Source organism: Aquimarina rhodophyticola (assembly GCF_042434915.1).
GTDB lineage: Bacteria > Bacteroidota > Bacteroidia > Flavobacteriales > Flavobacteriaceae > Aquimarina.
Genome location: NZ_CP170198.1, coordinates 3,170,167 through 3,190,484, shown reverse-complemented (window position 1 = coordinate 3,190,484; position 20,318 = coordinate 3,170,167). Strand labels below are relative to the sequence as shown.

Below are 20,318 nucleotides of genomic sequence, written 5' to 3'. Positions count from 1 at the left end.
GCAATGGCACATCCTAAAAGAAAGACCTCAAAAACGAGAAGAGATAAAAGAAGAACACATTATAAAGCTTCTGTACCACAAATTGCTATTGATCCAACTACTGGTGAAGCACATTTATACCATAGAGCACATTGGCACGAAGGAAAATTATACTATCGTGGTCAAATCGTAATTGACAACACAGAAGAAGAAACAGCCGCATAAGCAAACTGTTAAAAATCAAACTATAACTCTCACATAAGTGAGAGTTTTTTTGTTTTTAGTTGAATATGTGTCAAAATCCCACTATTTTGCGCCATATTTACATATAATTTAGTAATTTCAACGGCTTTTTGAGTCCTTATATCTCTCTAAGCACGGAAACTAAAACCAAGATATGAGTAAAATCTCAGCCGCTATTACAGCAGTAGGTGCTTATGTGCCAGATTACGTCTTAACCAATGCGATTTTAGAAACAATGGTGGACACAAATGACGAATGGATAACCAGTCGTACAGGAATTAAAGAAAGAAGAATCCTAAAAGACAAAGACAAAGGAACTTCTTATCTTGGAATCAAAGCAGCAGAAGATTTAATTGCAAAACGCAATCTTGACCCATCAGAAATTGACATGGTTATTTTTGCAACCGCTACACCAGATCTCCCAGTTGCATCTACAGCTGCTTTTGTAGCCTCTCAAATAGGTGCTGTTAATGCATTCTCTTATGACCTACAAGCAGCATGTTCAAGCTTTTTATATGGTATGTCGACAGCCTCGAGCTATATTGAATCTGGTAGGTATAAAAAAATACTACTTATTGGAGCCGATAAAATGTCCTCTATCATAGATTACACTGATCGTGCAACGTGTATTATTTTTGGAGATGGTGGTGGCGCCGTACTCTTTGAACCAAACGAAGAAGGACTAGGATTTCAAGATGAATATTTGCGTACCGATGGAATCGGTAGACAGTTTCTTAAAATAGAAGCTGGTGGTTCATTACTACCACCTTCAGAAGAAACTGTAACTAAAAAACAACACTTTGTTCAACAAGATGGAAAGTCTGTTTTCAAATATGCCGTATCTAATATGGCTGACGCTAGTAGTAAAATAATGGAGCGCAATAATTTATCTGGAGATGATGTAGACTGGTTGGTGGCTCATCAGGCGAATAAGCGTATCATTGATGCTACTGCAAATCGCATGAATCTAGACGAAACTAAAGTTCTAATGAATATTCAAAAATATGGCAATACAACCTCTGCAACCTTACCCCTTTTATTAAGTGATTTTGAAAAGCAACTGAAAAAAGGAGATAATATTGTTTTTGCCTCGTTTGGTGGAGGCTTTACCTGGGGTTCTATTTATCTAAAATGGGCTTATAATTCCTAAATAATAACAAAACACAATACACTATATTATGGATTTAAAAGAAATTCAGAATTTAATTAAATTCGTAGCCAAGTCGGGAGCTAGCGAAGTAAAATTAGAAATGGATGATGTTAAAATCACCATTAAAACAGGATCTGAAGATAGTAAAGAAACCACTATTTTACAGCAAATCCCTATGAATGCTCAGATGCCAAGTCATCAAATGAGTCAGGCACCAATACCTGTAACTCCTAACCCAGTCGCTACAACTACCGAGGGTGCAAGCAAAGCGGAAGAGGATAACTCAAAATATATTACTATAAAATCCCCTATTATAGGAACTTTTTATCGCAAACCTTCTCCAGATAAACCTGCCTTTGTTGAAGTTGGTGACTCAATTAAAGAAGGAGATGTACTTTGCGTTATCGAGGCGATGAAACTCTTCAATGAAATTGAAAGTGAAGTTTCGGGAACGATCGTAAAATTACTCGTGGATGATTCATCACCTGTGGAATTTGATCAACCACTATTTTTAATAGATCCATCATAACCCAACTCTTAGATAACTGTGTATTTTTCTATTGATTTTATCTTTAGGTACTTTAAAAGTACCATAAAATCACAGAGTCAAAGATTTTAAATTTAATTAGTTATGTTTAAAAAAATTCTAATCGCCAACAGAGGAGAAATTGCCATGAGGGTAATTCGAACCTGTAAAGAGATGGGGATCAAAACTGTAGCCGTTTATTCAACTGCCGATGCAGAAAGTTTGCATGTACGTTTTGCAGATGAGGCTGTATGTATAGGACCCGCTCCCAGTAGTGAGTCGTATCTTAAAATGGCAAATATAATTGCTGCTGCAGAGATTACTAATGCCGATGCTATTCATCCAGGCTATGGTTTTCTCTCCGAAAACGCTAAATTTTCAAAAATTTGCGAAGAGCATGAAATCAAATTTATAGGTGCTAGCGCAGAAATGATAGAAAAAATGGGAGACAAAGCTACGGCTAAAGCTACCATGAAAGAAGCAGGTGTGCCAACTATCCCTGGAAGTGAAGGTATTCTAGATTCATTTGAAGAAACCAAAACATTAGCAGATGAAATGGGCTATCCCGTTATGCTTAAAGCTACGGCTGGTGGTGGTGGTAAAGGAATGCGCGCAGTTTGGAAAAAAGAAGATTTACGTAAAAGTTGGGATAGTGCGCGTCAAGAAGCAGCCGCATCTTTTGGTAATGATGGTATGTATATGGAAAAGCTTATTGAGGAGCCTCGCCATATCGAAATTCAGATCGTTGGAGATAGTAACGGTACTGCTTGTCACCTATCAGAACGTGATTGCTCTGTACAACGTAGACATCAAAAATTAACTGAAGAGACACCCTCTCCTTTTATGACCAACGAACTACGTGAAAAAATGGGAGAAGCTGCTGTAAAAGCTGCAGAATATATAAAATACGAAGGTGCTGGTACTGTAGAGTTTTTGGTGGATAAACATCGTAATTTCTACTTTATGGAAATGAATACTCGTATCCAAGTTGAGCATCCAATTACAGAGCAAGTTGTTGATTATGATTTGATACGAGAGCAAATTTTGGTTGCTGCTGGAATTCCTATTTCTGGTAAAAATTATTTTCCGCAATTACATTCTATAGAGTGCCGAATTAATGCCGAAGACCCTTACAAAGATTTTAGACCTTCACCTGGAAAAATAACTAATTTACATATTCCTGGTGGACATGGGGTACGTGTTGACACGCATGTTTATAGCGGCTACACTATACCGCCAAATTATGACTCCATGATTGCAAAATTAATTACTACTGCTCAAACTAGAGAAGAAGCAATTAATAAGATGAAAAGAGCACTAGATGAGTTTATTATCGAAGGCATAAGTACAACGGTTCCTTTTCACAGACAATTAATGGATCACCCAGACTACGTTGCTGGTAATTATACTACAAAATTTATGGAATCATTTGTTATGAATGATCCTGTAAACTAAATATATAATAAGCCTCGTAACTGAGGCTTTTTTTATGGATATAAGTTACTGGGAATATAAAAATTGGTTATCAAATATCGATATTGCAATTATCGGTAGTGGCATTGTAGGGCTTCAGTGTGCGTTACAAGCAAGAAAACGTTTTCCCAAAGCAAAGATCATTGTTTTTGAAAAAGGTATACTCCCAGAAGGTGCCAGTACTAAAAATGCAGGGTTTGCATGTTTTGGCAGCATCTCTGAGATAATGGATGATCTTACTTTTCATACAAAAAAGGAGATAGTTCAATTAGTACAAAAGAGATATACGGGACTTCAAAATTTACGTACTACCCTAGGAGATAAAGCTATTGACTTTAAGCAATATGGAGGTTATGAAGTTTTTACCAACGATACATCAGAATTATATGAGAATTGTATTAAAAACATGTCTTCTATAAATGAGATGCTTTATCCTGTATTTAATCAAAGTATATTTTCAGAAAAAACTACTAATTTCGGTTTTCAAGGTGTTCAAAAAAAACTGCTATTCAACTCTTTAGAAGGTCAAATTGATACAGGAGCAATGATGAGTGCCTTATTGAAAAAAGTGGTTAAAAGTGATATAAAAATTTTAAACGGATGTGCTGTTCTTAATTTTATCGATAATAAAACATCTGTGTTCGTTGAAACAGAAAAATTTTCGTTCAAAACCGATAAAATTTGTATCGCAACGAACGGTTTTGCCAAACAACTTGGTAGTGATAAAGTAACACCAGCACGAGCTCAGGTTGTCATAACAAAACCTATTAAAAATCTAAAAATCAAAGGTACGTTTCATATAAATAAAGGGTTCTATTATTTTAGAAATATACAGAATAGAATCTTACTTGGAGGCGGTCGCAATTTGGATTTCAAAACAGAAAATACACTCTCTCTAGGTCACACACCTGTGATTCAAAATGCATTAGAAAATTTACTTAAAACTATAATCGCTCCTAATTATGAAATTACAATTGACCGTAGATGGAGTGGCATTATGGGTGTGGGTGATCAAAAAAAGCCAATTGTTAAGCAATTATCTGAAAATGTATTTTGCGGCGTACGTCTGGGCGGAATGGGCATTGCTATTGGAAGTTCCGTAGGCAAAGAACTGGCAGATTTGCTCTAATTAATTTTAAGCATCTTTTATGAATTCTGCTCAAATAAAACAAAACTTATATAGTCAATGTAGAGATTATACTGCTATGAAGCTCAAACGCTTATCAGATCAGGTTTATGATATACAAAGTGCTCTCGAATCAGAAACTAAAAGTTCTGCAGGTGACAAGCACGAAACTGGCAGAGCAATGCTTCACCTAGAGCGTGAAAAACTTGGGATACAAATAGCCGAAGCACAAAAACTAGATGTTATCTTGTCAAAAATAGATATCACACCGTCTACGCTGATTACTCTAGGATCTCTGGTTTATACTAGCGGAGCCGCTTTTTTTATGAGTATATCTATTGGAAGTTTGGAGGTGCATGATACAACTTACTATGCTGTAGGGGTAAACTCTCCGATTGGCAAGATGTTATTGGGAAAAAAAATTGGAGATATCATTCAATTTAATGGAAACCCAATCGTTATTGAAAATATAATTTAAATATAGTATTTTACCACTTTGATTAATATAAGCATATGAATTATCGAATTTTTATCCTTTTGATTAGTTTAACTACGATTATAGGATGTAAACCTTATGAAACTACCAAAGTTCGTAAAAATCAAATAACTTATGATGAGTTTCGCTTACAACAAAGAACATTTCCATCGCAAGACGGTGTTATAAAATATATTGACAAAGGTAATGGTCCTGTGATTGTTTTACTTCACGGTGTGCCCACTTCTGGCTGGTTATATCGTAAAATGATTGATCCATTAGTCTCTGGCGGTTACAGGGTTGTAGTGCCTGATATGCTTGGATTTGGATCAAGCGATTCTCCTGAGGGTTTTGATATCTATAATGAACAAAATCATGCCAAGCGCTTGCTAGAACTTATGGAAGGATTAGGTGTTGAAAAATGGACCCAAGTAGTTCATGATGCCGGAGGTGTTTGGACATGGGAACTTATAAAAAGTCAACCTCATCGTATAGAAAATCTAGTGTTACTAAATACGGTTATTTTTGATAATGGATTTTATCCACCCATACAGTTACAGCCTGGGATTGCTTCAAAAACGAAAATGTGGTCATATCGAAAAGGTATCGCCACCAATAATTTATTTAAAAAACTATTTGACGAAGGACTACAAGAGAATACCTTGAATCATCTCGATGTAGAAGGTTATAAAATTCCTTTAACCGAAGGTAAAACTGATGCTTTATATTATTATTATAGCGAAACGTGTAATACACTTCCAGACTATAGAGACGTTTTTGAAAGTTTTAACGTGCCAACCATGGTTATATGGGGTATACATGATACTATGTTACAGTGGCCACCTCAACAAATAAGCGTTGCAAATAGTTTTGCTATTAAAGAAGAGGCAATACATATTATAGATGAAAAACATTTTGTACAAGAAACTAAAGCAAAAAAAATTAGCTACCTTATTAGAAACTTTCTTAGTTCGGACAAGGAGAAGTAATCCAACGTCGCTTCTCTATTCTAAAGATGGTTTCGTTTATAAGTCTTTCTATTTGTTGTAACTCTTCCCGATTAACCGCTAGATCAATTTTATCCGAAGGAGTTCGTAATAAAAGATTTCTGCATTTATTTTTTTTATCACAGCTAGCACAAGGTGCAGTTTTCATGCTATCATGACAAAACGTAGCAAAATCTTTTAGCTCATAAAAAGAAAGTAAAAACCCAGTGTTGCAAAAAACTATTTGTATTTTAGGCAAGGATGTTTCTAACTTTTCTTTCCAATAAAAAGACATTCCAATAGAATTACTATAAATCTTATCAATCGTACTCATAGACTAATATTTAATTCAAAAATAATATTATTTATAATAAATCTAAATAAAAATTAGTTAATTTATATCCTTCAACATTAATTGAAGTTTTATCTCGTTATTCCATTCATTTTCTCCTATTGTATACACCGCATCAAAGGGCTTGTTAGATTTTATCAATTCATATTTATTACCGAGATTGAATCCAATGGCATCAAATTGAAATTTATCCTTAATTACCGTGAGCTTCAAATGCTTTTCATCGGCACCTACGCATTTACCCCACCCTTTATCAACTAAAGCTTTTGTTAAAAAAACAGGTGCCATATTACCTGGACCAAAGGGTGCAAATTGTTTCAATATTCTATAAAACTTATTGGATATTTGATCTAATTCTAGAGGTACATCTATTAAAATTTCAGGTGTTTTTAATTCGCTATCTATACTTTTTGCAACTACCTCCTCGAATTTGTTTTTGAAAGCATCATAATTTTTTTCATACATTGTTAAACCTGCTGCGTACTTATGCCCGCCAAATTGATCGATGTAGTCTGTACAGGACTCTAACGCATTATATACATCAAAACCCTTAACCGACCTTGCCGAGGCAGCTAATTTGTTACCGCTTTTTGTAAACACAAGCGTAGGACGGTAATATGTTTCGATTAATCTAGAGGCTACTATACCGATAACCCCTTTATGCCAACTAGCGTTATAGACCACAGTGGTACATCTATTTTCTTCGTTTTTTGATTTTATTTGTTCTAAAGCTTCAATCGTTATAGATTGATCAGTTTCCTTACGATCAACGTTATAAACCTCAATTTCCTTAGCATATGCAACCGCTTGTTCATAATTAGTGGCGGTCATTAGCGTAACAGCATGTAAGCCATGTTTCATTCTGCCAGCAGCATTGATACGAGGCGCTAATAGAAATACAACATCTGTAATGGTAAGTTTCTTTTTTTTAACTTGGGAGAGCATTGCTTGAAAACCAATGCGAGGCATTTTATTCAAAACTTGTAATCCATAATATGCCAAAATTCTATTTTCACCAGTAATAGGAACAATATCTGCACCAATTGCCGTCGCCACAAGGTCAAGATATTGAAGAATATCTTTTATTTCTCCTCCAAAACTAGTTTGCAGTGCTTGAATTAGTTTAAAACCTACTCCGCAACCACAAAGTTCTTTATAAGGATACGAGCAATCTTCTCTCTTTGGGTCCAACACCGCCACAGCTTTTGGTAGTTGCTTTCCTGGTCTATGATGATCACATATTATAAAATCAATACCTTTTTCTTGAGCATAGGCTACCTTATCAATTGCCTTAATTCCGCAGTCCAGCGCGATGATTAAGGTTATGTCATTATCTGCTGCATAATCTATACCTTTATAAGAAACACCATAACCCTCATCATACCGATCTGGAATATAACTGGCTATTTGTTGAGAAACTGTTTGTAAGTATGAAGACAGCAATGCTACAGATGTAGTACCATCGACATCATAATCGCCATACACCAATATATTCTCACCAGAGTCCAACGCCTTCCTAATTCTCTGTACCGCTTTATCCATATCCTTCATTAAAAAAGGATCATGCAGATCTGCCAAATCCGGTCTAAAAAACTTTTTTGCATCCTCAAAACTTTCAATACCTCTTTGTACTAACAACTCGGCCAACACTTGATCGATATTTAGAGATTCTGCAAGTTTTACAACAACACTGTGATCTGGTTTTGGTTTTAAAATCCAACGCATGTAATATAATTTAAGAAATATGGTGGTTAAAGGTACAAGATTTTAACTGAGGTTGCGTATTGGTTTTAATTCGTTAAAGTTGTATTTTTCCAATATACTTATAAAAAACATCTCATCTATGCCATTAGTAACACCTTTGCCAGCAACTCATGATTTAGAAACACAAAAACTTTCTGATTTTTTCAATGAAACATTGGGTTTTTGTCCAAATTCTGTACTAACCATGCAGCGTCGACCTGCTATATCCAAAGCTTTTATAAATCTGAATAAAGCAGTAATGGCTAATGAAGGTCGTGTGACTTCAGCCTTAAAAAGGATGATTGCATGGGTAAGTAGTAATGCTACAGGTTGCCGCTATTGTCAGGCACATGCCATTCGTGCAGCCGAACGCTATGGAGCAGAACAAGAACAATTGGATAACATTTGGGATTACAAAACACATGACGCATTTACGGATGCAGAGCGTGCGGCCCTAGATTTTTCGATTGCTGCTTCTTCGGTTCCAAACAGGGTAGATGAAGCTGTAAAAACCGAACTTTATAACTATTGGGATGAAGGAGAAATTGTTGAGATGCTGGGTGTTATTTCCTTATTTGGATATCTAAATCGATGGAACGATTCTATGGGAACTACAGTAGAAGAGGGCGCTATAGCATCTGGAGAAAAATATCTAAGTAAACATGGTTGGGAAAAAGGAAAACATGGTTAGTGTTAACGAGGGTATACTAATTTTTATCAAACTACAATTTCAACGGGTTTAACTTTTTGGTAGTATCCATGATTTTGTGTAAACAAAAGTTATGGATACTGTTTGTTATCTAAATACCTTTTCTGATTGCTAGGAAGAGTCAAAGAACAAAATAAGATCTTCACAATTGTTTTACCAAGATTACACAGCGTACGGATATTCGTTCATCTCAATTCTCTACAAATCGCTCTAATTCTGCTTCAGCAATTCCTATAGTGGAGCGTTATAATTATATTTCATATCGCCTATAACAGGCTTTTTTACCTTTTCAAACTACATACCTAGAACTATTTCTAATTTGATGTACTAAATAGATTTGAGTATCTACGGTTGACAATACCTTAAGGATATCAGTTATCTTCACCAAGTTATCCTCTAGACCCTGCGGCCTTATATCAGTAACAATATTTTAACAAAATACAGCATACTCATCAAACATACGCCTAATTTCAAATAATTTTTTATGACTTTCACAATTAAGTCTTACCACAAGATAAGCAGTAATGTTTATCACTTTATATGGGTGTGTGAACTGAAAGACAATATTATATGAAGCGATTAATACTTTGTATAGGTTTGTTCTTCCAATTTCAAAGATGCTAATTCCCTCTACCAATAGTAAATGAAAATAGCTGAATTAGAGAAGTCAAATCTATTAAAATTTCCAGAAGCTCATTTCAAATATCCTAAGCACTATTATCTTTGATGTAGAGATGGAATGATTATACTGTCTATTGATAAATAATTACCCTTGTGCTAGGATTAATAGCAAGTTCAAACATGCCTTGACAGTTTCTAGGTATAGTTTATCTGGCTCTTATCCAACTCTGTTTAATCCGCTTGCTAGAAAATCCATTACGATTGTTAAAACTTGCCTATTTTTCTTTTACATAATTTATTGGACACTACACTACCAAAAAAGATGTCACTTCTTTCCTGCTAAAACAATTACAATTTCACCTTTTGGAGGCTTACTTTCAAAATGTTCAAAAACTTCTTTCACCGTACCTCGTATTGTTTCTTCATACAATTTACTTAATTCTCTGGAAACAGAAACTAAACGATCCTGACCAAAGTATTCTATAAAATTATGCAATGTTTTAAGTAATTTATGAGGAGATTCATAAAAAATCATCGTTCGATTTTCTTGCGCCAATGCCAAAAGTCGTGTTTGCCGACCTTTTTTAACTGGTAAAAATCCCTCAAACACAAACCTATCATTGGGTAAACCACTGTTAACTAATGCTGGTACAAAGGCAGTCGCTCCTGGCAGACAATCTACCTCAATATTGCCTGCTACACAAGCTCTTACCAAAAGAAATCCAGGGTCGCTAATCGCTGGAGTACCTGCATCACTGATCAATGCTACCTCCTCGCCTTGAGATAATCTATTGATTATGCTTTCTACAGTCCGATGCTCATTATGCATATGGTGACTTTGCATAGGGGTAGTGATGTCAAAATGCTTTAGCAATTTACCACTAGTACGCGTATCCTCTGCTAGAATCAAATCAACTGTTTTTAAGACTTCAATAGCACGTAGCGTAATGTCTTGCAAATTACCTATCGGTGTAGGAACTATATATAATTTTGACATAAATTAATAGAGTCAACTATGTGTTTTGATTATTCAAATTTACTCATTACCAAATTAATGAATCGCTCTTCATGAACCTCTTTACCATTCCAATGATTATGATCTGGTTTCACCATCGTTTGTATAAAGTCATCTGCTTCTTCTTTACTACTATAGGTATTGAGTTGCGATAAAACACGGTTGTAGTCGGCAGAGCTGCCGTCGAATAAGTGTTTTATAAATGCCAGACGATCATTAAGACCGATATGAATTCCTTTTTTTAATCGATCATGTAATGATTTTGGCTTTTCATTAGTTGGATGTTCTTTTATTTTATCTAATATAGGTAAGCCTTCATGTGCAGCAGTAATCTCTTCAAAATCATTTTTTTTATAACTTTGATCTGTCATTAATGCCTCTTTATACCTATCTTCTTCATTCGCTCTAACAAAAAGATCACCTGTTACTCGAGCGTTGATTTCTTCAATAATCAATTCTGGTCTTTCTTCTAGCTTGGGAGATATTTCCTCTATAATCTTATCCTCTTTTTTGAGCTCCTTGGTAGCTACTTGCCTTGTAAATTCTTCGGCCTTCACTACCTCGTTTTTTTCAGATTTTTTTTCGATAGTGTCTGACTCTATCTTTTTAGGTACATTTTGAACATTACTATCCGTTGTTTGCGTTGTTGATTTATCCTTTTGTATTTTTTCGTTATCTACAAAGTGTTCTAATTGTTCGCGCACCTTACCGATGGTGGGTTGAACACCTTCAAAATGAGTTTCTGCAAAACTTAAAACTGTAAGCTTTTCATATAGGATTCGTGACTGTTCCTGCAATACATGCACGTCAGATTTGTTTTTTAACTGTAAGATTTTATGGGCAATACTTATAAGTTCTTCTTCCAATTTCTTCTTCATAACTTTCTTATTCGCGTTAGCAATGCTTATTGTTTTTTAATAAATTTGCTGGGTCTTTAGACAAAACAAAGACATCATTTAATTTGATGCTGAAAAATACAAAATGTTTCTCGAAAATACAGTAAATCATAAAGAGCAATTTGGATGGATTGAAGTAATCTGTGGATCCATGTTTTCGGGCAAAACCGAAGAACTGATTCGTAGACTAAAACGTGCTCAATTTGCAAAACAGAAAGTTGAAATTTTTAAACCCGCAGTCGATGTTCGCTATGATGATGAAAAGGTTATTTCTCACGATGCTAATGAGATTCGGTCAACGCCTGTACCTGCAGCGGCTAATATTAGAATTCTCGCAGATACTTGTGATGTTATTGGTATTGATGAAGCACAATTTTTTGATGATGAAATTATCACGGTTTGTAATGACTTAGCTAACAAAGGTATTCGAGTAATCGTAGCGGGATTAGACATGGATTTTAAAGGAAATCCATTTGGTCCTATGCCTGCATTAATGGCAACTGCAGAGTATGTGACAAAAGTACATGCAGTATGTACTAGAACTGGAAATTTAGCCCAATATAGTTTTAGAAAATCTACTAACGATGCTCTTGTTATGTTAGGGGAAACAGAAGAGTACGAACCCTTAAGTCGTGGTGCATACTATAAAGCAATGTTAAAAGAACGTGTTAAGGAGATTGACGTAAAGGATCCACAAGAGATTAATAAAAAACCGAATGAATAAGGTACAAGAAACAACATTGATTATTAATCTAGCCTCTTTAACTCACAATTATAACTATCTTAAAAATCAAATTAAATCAGGGGTTAAATTTCTTGCTGTGGTGAAAGCCAATGCCTATGGTAATAGTGCTTCACAACTTGCTTTGCATTTAGAAAAAATAGGTGTTGATTATTTTGCAGTAGCCTACACTGCAGAAGGTATTGCCTTGCGAGAAGCTGGTGTCAAAAAACCTATTCTAGTGTTTCATCCACAAGTTGGTAATTTTGTCGAACTAATATCGTATAATTTAGAGCCTAGCCTTTACAGCATTCGCATACTTTCCGATTTTATTACACTAGCTATCCAAAAAAAACTTACGAATTATCCAGTCCATCTTAAATTTAATACTGGACTTAACCGTATCGGATTCGTTTTATCTGAAGTTGACCAAGTATTAATAAAACTTGAAGAAACCAAGACTCTTAAAATTACTTCGCTTTTTTCTCATCTTGCAGCTAGTGAAGATGCCAATGAAACTACGTTTACTCAAAAACAAATAGATACCTTTAAGACTATCTCAACAAAAATTATTGATAGTATCGGGTACAAACCACTTTTACATCAGGTAAATACATCAGGTATTTTAAATTATCCCGAAGCGCATTTTGACATGGTACGCTCAGGCATTGGTTTATACGGATTTGGAAACGAAAGTAAATTTGATAAAGAATTAAAACCAATCGCCGCTTTAAAATCTATTATCTCACAAATCCACACACTTCAGCCTGGTGAATCTTCTGGATATAACAGAGCGTTTATAGCTACAAAAGTTACTCGCTCTGCAACCATTCCTATTGGTCATGCTGACGGAATAGGAAGAATATATGGACATAATAAAGGATTTGTTATAGTTAATAATAAAAGAGCCTCTATCCTCGGAATCGTGTGTATGGATATGCTTATGGTAGATGTCACAGCGATTGATTGTAACGAGGGAGATCAAGTAACTATTTTTGATGAATCCTATCCCGCAAATATTTTGGCTGAAGATGCTGGAACTATCTCCTACGAACTAATAACCTCAATGTCTGCTCGTATTAAAAGAGTTTTTATCGAAAAATAATGCCTTTTATCGATTTTATTCTTTCAAAATTTCTTATTTTGGTTACGTTGTTCTCTTAAAAGAGCTTCTTTGACTAAACATTTAAAAATATAAGATATGGGATTTTTTAAAGATTTTAAATCTTTCTTAATGAAAGGTGATATTATCGCATTAGCAACTGCTGTAATTATTGGAGGAGCTTTCAATAAAATTGTTGGTTCATTGGCACAAGATATTATTATGCCTTTTATTGGTTTATTTATGGGAGGCCAAAATGTAAATAATATGTTTTTTGCCCTTGACGGAAGTAATCATGAAACACTTGCAGCGGCAAAAGCTGCAGATGCAGCAGTAATGACCTATGGAAATTTTCTTCAAACCATAATTAATTTTGTAGTGATTGGCTTTGTCATATTCATGATTCTAAGAGCGTATGAAAAAACAAAGAAAAAAGAAGTTGCTGCACCAGAGGCTCCAAAAGGCCCAACACAAGAAGAAATTTTATTAGAAATTCGTGACGAATTGAAAAAACAAAATTCATAAGTATATAATAGCGTCACCGCTGTACTACATATTTTAATTTCAAAACCGTTCTTTTATAAAAGAGCGGTTCTTTTTTTGTTTAATAGTTAACAATTATGGTAAATGCATAGAAAAGTCAAGAAAAAGCGTAAAATAGTTTAATTATTTGTCACATTTGTAGTGTTCGTATTGCGAACACATAGAAAAGTTTGTATCAATATTTTAAATTTTAACAGGTGAAAGTAGCTGTTGTAGGTGCTACCGGATTGGTAGGTACCGTAATCTTAAAAGTTTTAGAGGAACATAATTTTCCGTTGACGGAATTGATTCCAGTAGCCTCAGAAAAATCAGTTGGAAAAACAATTACGTTTAAGGGAACATCCTACCCTATAGTAAATGCCTCAACTGCCATAAATCTAAAACCAGATATAGCCTTGTTTTCTGCTGGGGGAGAAACCTCAAAAGAATGGGCTCCAAAGTTTGCTAACGCAGGCACTACCGTTATTGATAACTCATCGGCATGGCGAATGGACAAAACAAAAAAGCTAGTTGTTCCAGAGATAAATGCTCATGAAATTACAAAAGAGGACAAAATTATTGCAAACCCTAATTGCTCTACCATTCAAATGGTTATGGCCTTAGCTCCGCTTCATAAAAAATACCACATCAATCGGATTATTGTATCTACTTATCAATCCATTACAGGAACTGGAGTCAAAGCGGTAAATCAACTAGAAAAAGAATATAAGAATGAAAAAGGTGAGATGGCCTATCCCTACCCAATTCACCGTAACGCCATACCACACTGTGATGTCTTTGAAGATAATGGATATACCAAAGAAGAGATGAAATTGGTAAATGAAACCCAAAAAATCTTAAATGATACGACCATTGCTATCACTGCTACTGCAATACGTATTCCTGTAGTTGGAGGACATAGCGAGAGTGTGAATTTAGAATTTGAAAATGATTTTAATGAGAATGAAATTCGACAAATTCTCAATGATACACCAGGAATAGTCGTTCAAGACAACCCAGATACAAATACCTACCCCATGCCTATATATGCCGAAGGTAAAGATGATGTTTTTGTAGGTCGTATTCGTAGAGACTACTCCAGAAAAAATGCTCTTAATATGTGGATTGTAGCCGATAATTTGAGAAAAGGTGCTGCTACCAACGCTGTTCAAATAGCTAAATACCTAGTAAGCAATAAATTAGTAGGTTAGTTTTTAGGTTCAAATTTAAAAGAGCATATGTTTACCGTAATTATATAAACTTCTGTTTTTAGAAAAAGAACAGCTAAGCGTATAAGTTAAATGAACATCTCTTAAAATTTTAATAAATTTGTTAGATATCCTTAATCCCTAGTTATGAAAAAAATCTTATGCTTACTAAGTACAATTGCTTTATTTATGAGCTGTACCGAGAACAAAAAAGCTGAAAATGATAAACAAAAAAGTGCCGTGGTATATCCAAAAACTAAAAAAGTAGACACTGTGGATACTTATTTTGATACTCAAGTAAAAGACCCTTATCGTTGGTTAGAAGATGATAGGAGTAAAGAAACTGAAGCATGGGTGACACAACAAAATGAAGTTACATTTGGATACTTAAAAAATATTCCTTTTAGAAATGATTTGAAAGAACGATTATCAGATCTTTGGAATTATGAGAAAATTAGTGCTCCTTTTAAAGAGGGGGAGTATACCTACTTTTATAAGAACGATGGTTTGCAAAACCAGTACGTATTATATCGATTTAAAAATGAAGGGGATGCACCCGAAGTTTTTTTAGATCCTAATACCTTCAGTGAAGATGGAACTACATCGCTTGGAGGTGCAAGTTTTTCTGAAGATGGATCCTTGCTTGCCTACGCTATTTCTGAAGGTGGTAGTGATTGGAGAAAAATTATTATAAAAAATACTGAGACAAAAGAAATTATCGAAGACACCTTAATTGATGTTAAATTTTCTGGAATGTCTTGGAAGGGAAACGAAGGTTTTTATTATTCTAGTTATGACAAACCAGAAGAAAGTGAACTTTCGGCAAAGACCGATCAACACAAATTATTTTATCATAAGTTAGGTACTTCCCAAAAAAGTGATCAGTTAATTTTTGGTGGCACTCCAGAAGAAAAACATCGTTATGTTAATGGGCAGGTAACCGAAGATAATAAATATTTGCTAATATCAGCAAGTATTTCGACGTCTGGAAACAAACTCTTTTTGAAGGATCTCTCTACACAAGGCGATAAATTAATTACCATACTAGATCATACCGATAGTGATACTTATTTAATAGATAACATTGGATCAAAACTATACTTGGTAACAAATTTGAATGCGCCAAATCAAAAAATAGTTACTGTAGATGCTTCAAATCCAACTCCAGATAATTGGACTGATTTTATTCCAGAAACAGAAAATGTTTTGAGTCCAAGTAAGGGTGGTGGGTACTTTTTTGCAGAGTATATGGTTGATGCCTTGTCAAAGGTGCTTCAATATGATTATGATGGAAAACTAGCCAGAGAAGTTGTATTACCTGGTAAAGGAAGCGTAAGTGGGTTTAGAAGTAAAAAAGAAGAAAATACTTTGTACTATTCTTTTACAAATTATAATACTCCAGGTAATATTTATACCTATGACATAGACAAGGGTACTTCTAGGCTCTATAAGAAACCTTCTATTGATTATAATCCTTCTGATTACGAGAGCACGCAAGTCTTCTACAATTCGAAAGATGGCACTAGAATTCCTATGATGATAACTCATAAAAAGGGAATTGAGCTGAATGGTAAAAATCCTACGATGCTTTATGGGTATGGTGGTTTTAATGTAAGTTTAACTCCGTCATTTAGTATAACCAATGCTGTGTGGATGGAGCAAGGTGGAGTTTTGGCCGTTCCTAATTTAAGAGGTGGTGGTGAATATGGTAAGAAATGGCATAATGCAGGGATCAAAACCAATAAACAAAATGTCTTTGATGATTTTATAGCTGCTGCAGAATATCTTATAAATAACAAGTATACCTCAAGCGATTATTTAGCCATACGCGGAGGATCAAATGGAGGTCTTCTTGTGGGAGCAACAATGACGCAGCGGCCAGATTTAATGAAGGTAGCCCTGCCAGCTGTAGGAGTTTTGGATATGCTACGATACCATACATTTACCGCTGGAGCAGGTTGGGCGTATGATTATGGTACTGCACAGGATGATAAAAAAATGTTTGAGTATTTAAAAGGATATTCGCCAGTACATAATGTAAAACAAGGTGTATCATATCCTGCAACCTTAGTTACCACAGGTGATCATGATGATCGTGTGGTACCTGCTCATTCGTTCAAGTTTGCTGCAGAATTGCAAGAAAAACATGCGGGTGCATCGCCTGTCCTTATCCGAATAGAGACAAATGCTGGTCATGGCGCAGGAACTCCTGTTGCCAAAACAATCGAGCAATACGCCGATATTTTTAGCTTTACTCTATACAATATGGGGTTTGAGGTACTTCCTGAGAAACAAAATGCTAAGCTAAAAAGTTAAAATAAGATATTTAGAGTAAAAGATCTGTTTTCTTAGTGAAAGCGGATCTTTTTTTATCTAAAGTTCAATATCTTTGAGTATGCTGAAAGTAAAAAACATCTCTTTTGCGTACGATACGCAACCTGTACTAAAAAATATTAGTTTTGAGGTAAAAGCAGGACAACATATCGCTGTAATTGGTGAAAGCGGTTGTGGTAAAAGCACTTTACTTAAAATTATTTACGGACTCTTAGATGTAAACCAAGGCTCTTTACTATGGCATGATCAAAAACTTCTCGGCCCCTCATTTCATCTAATTCCAGGTCATGATAACATGAAATATCTTGCTCAAGGATTCGAGCTAGCCGCTTATCGATCGGTAGCAGAGAATATAGGGCAATATATGTCGAATTTTGAACCAAATCTCAAACAAGGTCGCGTAGAAGAATTACTTGAGATTGTCGAACTAGTTCCTTACGCTAATACAGCTGTAGAACTATTAAGTGGAGGACAAAAACAGCGAGTAGCATTAGCCAGATGCTTAGCTAGACGTCCAGAACTTATATTATTAGATGAACCTTTTGGTAATATCGACAACTACCGTCGCAGCGCATTACGCCGCAATCTTTTTCAATATTTAAACAGAAATAAAATTACCAGTATCACGGCTACTCATGATAAAACGGATATTCTTTCATTTGCTGATGAAACTATAGTCATCAAACAAGGGGAGGTACTGCATAAAAGAAACACACAGGAGTTATATGAAAACCCTAGTGATTATTATACAGCTGCTTTATTTGGTGAGGTGAATAGTATTAGAATAGCTACTTTATATCCAGATTATCCAGATCAAACTGAAATCTTACTGTATCCACATGAAATACAAATAAGTAACGACTCTCCTTTACAAGTACGATTAAAAGCTGTTTATTTTAAAGGAAACTTATTTTTATTAGAATGTGTTTTAGATAATCAAATTATTTTTATCGAACATCCAACACCTATAGCTACTGGACAATCTCTAGGTATAACTTTTCCATTAGAGCTTGTTAAAAAACGTATGAAAAAACTAGATTAGCTTTCTATTAAATCTAATACTTTTCCATCAAATTCGGCATAAGTATAGTGCACAAGCCAATCTCCCAGATTTATATACGTAGCCGTTTCATTTAGTTCAATTTTCATAGGTAAATGTCTATGTCCAAAAACAAAATAATCAATAGATTTGGTTTGTAATTTTCGTTTACAATATTGAACCAACCATTCATTTTCTTCACCCAAATAGGTTACATCCTCTTCACCAGAAATTAATTTATTCTTGACAGAAAGATAATGGCCTAAACGTACTCCCAGATCGGGATGTAGCCAACGAAATAACCATTTGGATAATGGATTAGTAAAAACCTTTTTCATTCGTTTATAACCTTTATCACCTGGCCCCAAACCATCGCCATGCCCAATTAAAAATTTCTTGCTATTAATAGTGAATTCTTGTGGAGCGTGAAAAACTGGAATATTAAGTTCTTCTTCAAAATATCCGTTCATCCATAAATCATGGTTTCCAACAAAATAAAATACTGGAATACCAGAATCTGTAAGTTCTGCTAGTTTTCCCAAAGTCCTTGTAAAACCTTTGGGCACCACAGTTCTATATTCGAACCAAAAGTCGAATAAATCGCCTAATAAAAAAATTGCAGCTGCATCTTTTTTTATTTCATCTAACCATGCTACAAATTTTTGTTCTCTAGGAAAACTTTGAGACGCTGTTGGAGCTCCCAAATGATTATCACTAGCAAAGTAAATCTTTTTACCTTGCTCAAGTATAATTTGATGAGATTGTGTTGATGTCATAAAAGCTTTAGATATAAATTTATTTTAATTATCACTCGCAAACCATTCGGCATACGAGGTTTCAGTTTCCTGAAGTTTTAAAGAAAATAATTTTATACTTAGTGGTAATCTTGCTTGTATCTTTTTTGCAAAATCAATAACCATATTCTCACTAGTAGGTTGGTAGTCTAGTAAAATCACATTGTGACCTCTATCTTGAAGCTCTTTGGCTAACTCTACATGTGGGGTGTTCTTATTAAAAACGGTCGCATGATCAAAAACGTCTTCTATCTCTTCTTTAACTATTTTCTTGAGATCTCCAAAATCAATAACCATTCCTAGTTTAACGTGATTAGTATCGGTAATTGGCTTTCCAATTACTGTCACGCTCAACTTATAACTGTGACCATGAACATTTTTACACTTGCCATCATACCCATATAGTGCATGCCCTGTCTCAAAAGTGAATTGTTTTGTGATCCTGATATTGCTCATTTTAATAATTTTTTGACAAAGTTAAGGAACATTCTTTTGATTTGATCTCTATCTGGCTACAAAGCATTTTTATATAAAATGAAAGCACTTCTACAATCAAAGATTATATTATTTTAAAAATTCTTCGATTTATGAAAGTTGGTAGCCATATGCAGTGCTCTTTCTGCGAATTGTGTAGACCAATTTTCGCCTTCCTTTCGCTTTAATAATTTTGTTGTTGCTATTGTACTAAGAGTAGTTTGATCCAGTCCTTGAATGAAAAATTCGACTGTTTGATCTAACTCAAAGCTTTTCTCAAAAACTCGGTGGTATAATCCTTTCTTTAAAGACCAATATGCATTTTTCCATAAGTTAGGAGTCCAAATTAAACTATCAAAACTAGATGATCCTATACGATACAACAATGGTAATTGAATTATAAGAGGTGCTAAATTATATTTTACTTGATTTACTTGTAATGAAGCAGCCTCTGTAGCAAAAACGTAATCACAGCAGCCTATCAAACCTATTCCTGCGTCTACCAACTTGCCTTTGACATTAGCTATAAGTAACTTGGAACAATTTTGTAAAGCTATAAGTACACGAGCTAAAGCAAGCAATGATTCTTCGGTTTCACTTACTGTAGTATGGCTCAATAGCTCGGGCAACAAACCGCTGCAAAAGAACTCATTGCTTTGAGAGGAAAGCACAAGAATTGAAATCGTATTGTCTGCTTCAATTTCATTTATAGATTTTTCTAAACGTTTTAGTAATACAGTATCAAGTTGATTGTCATTTTGATGGCCAATTTCAATTGTGCCAACACCGTTATCAAACCTTATATATAAACTTTCCTTGCTTCTATCCAT

The 20,318-nt window shown here is 34.7% G+C and carries 21 protein-coding genes; 14 read left to right on the top strand and 7 right to left on the bottom strand.

Annotated elements, in window-relative coordinates:
- Positions 1 to 3 precede the first annotated feature (3 nt).
- From rpmF to ACE939_RS13770, 7 genes are all read left to right on the top strand, one after another.
- Positions 4 to 204, top strand: a complete 201-nt coding sequence (gene rpmF, locus ACE939_RS13800) for a 50S ribosomal protein L32 (RefSeq protein ID WP_148781063.1) — start codon at positions 4 to 6, stop codon at positions 202 to 204.
- A gap of 172 nt (positions 205 to 376) precedes the next feature.
- A complete protein-coding gene (locus ACE939_RS13795; protein WP_378186182.1) occupies positions 377 to 1,372 on the top strand; it encodes a beta-ketoacyl-ACP synthase III in 996 nt (331 codons plus the stop codon).
- 28 nt (positions 1,373 to 1,400) lie between these two features.
- Positions 1,401 to 1,901 carry an acetyl-CoA carboxylase biotin carboxyl carrier protein gene (gene accB / locus ACE939_RS13790; protein ID WP_378186181.1) on the top strand — a complete coding sequence of 167 codons (501 nt, stop codon included), beginning with the start codon at positions 1,401 to 1,403 and terminating at the stop codon, positions 1,899 to 1,901.
- A 102-nt stretch (positions 1,902 to 2,003) separates the two neighbouring features.
- A complete protein-coding gene (gene accC / locus ACE939_RS13785) occupies positions 2,004 to 3,353 on the top strand; it encodes an acetyl-CoA carboxylase biotin carboxylase subunit (RefSeq protein WP_378186180.1) in 1,350 nt (449 codons plus the stop codon).
- Positions 3,354 to 3,387: 34 nt separating this feature from the next.
- A complete protein-coding gene (locus tag ACE939_RS13780; RefSeq protein WP_378186179.1) occupies positions 3,388 to 4,500 on the top strand; it encodes an NAD(P)/FAD-dependent oxidoreductase in 1,113 nt (370 codons plus the stop codon).
- A 19-nt stretch (positions 4,501 to 4,519) separates the two neighbouring features.
- On the top strand, positions 4,520 to 4,975 hold the full coding sequence (locus tag ACE939_RS13775) for a hypothetical protein (protein WP_378186178.1): 456 nt from the start codon (positions 4,520 to 4,522) through the stop codon (positions 4,973 to 4,975).
- 35 nt (positions 4,976 to 5,010) lie between these two features.
- Positions 5,011 to 5,961, top strand: a complete 951-nt coding sequence (locus tag ACE939_RS13770; protein WP_378186176.1) for an alpha/beta fold hydrolase — start codon at positions 5,011 to 5,013, stop codon at positions 5,959 to 5,961.
- On the opposite strand, the gene ACE939_RS13765 is transcribed toward ACE939_RS13770, so the two are convergent.
- Entirely contained in the window at positions 5,939 to 6,292 is a 354-nt protein-coding gene (locus ACE939_RS13765) for a hypothetical protein (protein WP_378186175.1), read from the bottom strand. The two genes, ACE939_RS13770 and ACE939_RS13765, sit on opposite strands and share 23 nt — an antisense overlap.
- 57 nt (positions 6,293 to 6,349) lie before the next feature.
- On the bottom strand, positions 6,350 to 8,035 hold the full coding sequence (gene recJ, locus ACE939_RS13760) for a single-stranded-DNA-specific exonuclease RecJ (RefSeq protein ID WP_378186174.1): 1,686 nt from the start codon (positions 8,033 to 8,035) through the stop codon (positions 6,350 to 6,352).
- 118 nt (positions 8,036 to 8,153) lie between these two features.
- Between recJ and ACE939_RS13755 the strand changes: the two genes are divergently transcribed.
- The gene (locus tag ACE939_RS13755; RefSeq protein ID WP_378186173.1) at positions 8,154 to 8,744 is read left to right on the top strand and encodes a carboxymuconolactone decarboxylase family protein; all 591 of its coding nucleotides are present in this window, start codon (positions 8,154 to 8,156) and stop codon (positions 8,742 to 8,744) included.
- A gap of 964 nt (positions 8,745 to 9,708) precedes the next feature.
- On the opposite strand, the gene rsmI is transcribed toward ACE939_RS13755, so the two are convergent.
- Complete coding sequence (gene rsmI, locus ACE939_RS13750) at positions 9,709 to 10,380, bottom strand: 16S rRNA (cytidine(1402)-2'-O)-methyltransferase (RefSeq protein WP_378186172.1); 672 nt, start codon at positions 10,378 to 10,380, stop codon at positions 9,709 to 9,711.
- Between the two features lie 29 nt (positions 10,381 to 10,409).
- Positions 10,410 to 11,276, bottom strand: a complete 867-nt coding sequence (locus ACE939_RS13745; RefSeq protein WP_378186170.1) for a hypothetical protein — start codon at positions 11,274 to 11,276, stop codon at positions 10,410 to 10,412.
- Between the two features lie 103 nt (positions 11,277 to 11,379).
- On the opposite strand from ACE939_RS13745, the gene ACE939_RS13740 reads away from it, so the two are divergent.
- The 6 genes from ACE939_RS13740 to ACE939_RS13715 all read left to right on the top strand — a co-directional run bounded on the left by ACE939_RS13740 (position 11,380) and on the right by ACE939_RS13715 (position 18,223).
- Positions 11,380 to 12,018, top strand: coding sequence for a thymidine kinase (locus tag ACE939_RS13740; protein ID WP_378186168.1), 639 nt, complete (start codon positions 11,380 to 11,382; stop codon positions 12,016 to 12,018).
- On the top strand, positions 12,011 to 13,120 hold the full coding sequence (alr, locus tag ACE939_RS13735) for an alanine racemase (protein ID WP_378186167.1): 1,110 nt from the start codon (positions 12,011 to 12,013) through the stop codon (positions 13,118 to 13,120). Before ACE939_RS13740 ends, alr begins: the two co-directional genes overlap by 8 nt.
- Positions 13,121 to 13,216: 96 nt before the next feature.
- Positions 13,217 to 13,642, top strand: coding sequence for a large conductance mechanosensitive channel protein MscL (gene mscL, locus ACE939_RS13730; protein ID WP_378186166.1), 426 nt, complete (start codon positions 13,217 to 13,219; stop codon positions 13,640 to 13,642).
- Positions 13,643 to 13,857: 215 nt separating this feature from the next.
- Complete coding sequence (locus tag ACE939_RS13725) at positions 13,858 to 14,850, top strand: aspartate-semialdehyde dehydrogenase (RefSeq protein ID WP_378186165.1); 993 nt, start codon at positions 13,858 to 13,860, stop codon at positions 14,848 to 14,850.
- 144 nt (positions 14,851 to 14,994) lie between these two features.
- Positions 14,995 to 17,163, top strand: a complete 2,169-nt coding sequence (locus ACE939_RS13720; protein WP_378186164.1) for a prolyl oligopeptidase family protein — start codon at positions 14,995 to 14,997, stop codon at positions 17,161 to 17,163.
- A gap of 79 nt (positions 17,164 to 17,242) precedes the next feature.
- Positions 17,243 to 18,223, top strand: coding sequence for an ABC transporter ATP-binding protein (locus ACE939_RS13715; RefSeq protein WP_378186163.1), 981 nt, complete (start codon positions 17,243 to 17,245; stop codon positions 18,221 to 18,223).
- On the opposite strand, the gene ACE939_RS13710 is transcribed toward ACE939_RS13715, so the two are convergent.
- The 3 genes from ACE939_RS13710 to ACE939_RS13700 form a co-directional block, all read right to left on the bottom strand.
- Positions 18,220 to 18,996, bottom strand: coding sequence for a UDP-2,3-diacylglucosamine diphosphatase (locus ACE939_RS13710; RefSeq protein ID WP_378186162.1), 777 nt, complete (start codon positions 18,994 to 18,996; stop codon positions 18,220 to 18,222). The genes ACE939_RS13715 and ACE939_RS13710 overlap by 4 nt on opposite strands.
- Before the next feature lie 24 nt (positions 18,997 to 19,020).
- The gene (locus ACE939_RS13705; protein ID WP_378186161.1) at positions 19,021 to 19,470 is read right to left on the bottom strand and encodes a 6-pyruvoyl tetrahydropterin synthase family protein; all 450 of its coding nucleotides are present in this window, start codon (positions 19,468 to 19,470) and stop codon (positions 19,021 to 19,023) included.
- A gap of 113 nt (positions 19,471 to 19,583) precedes the next feature.
- Entirely contained in the window at positions 19,584 to 20,318 is a 735-nt protein-coding gene (locus ACE939_RS13700; RefSeq protein WP_378186160.1) for an enoyl-CoA hydratase/isomerase family protein, read from the bottom strand.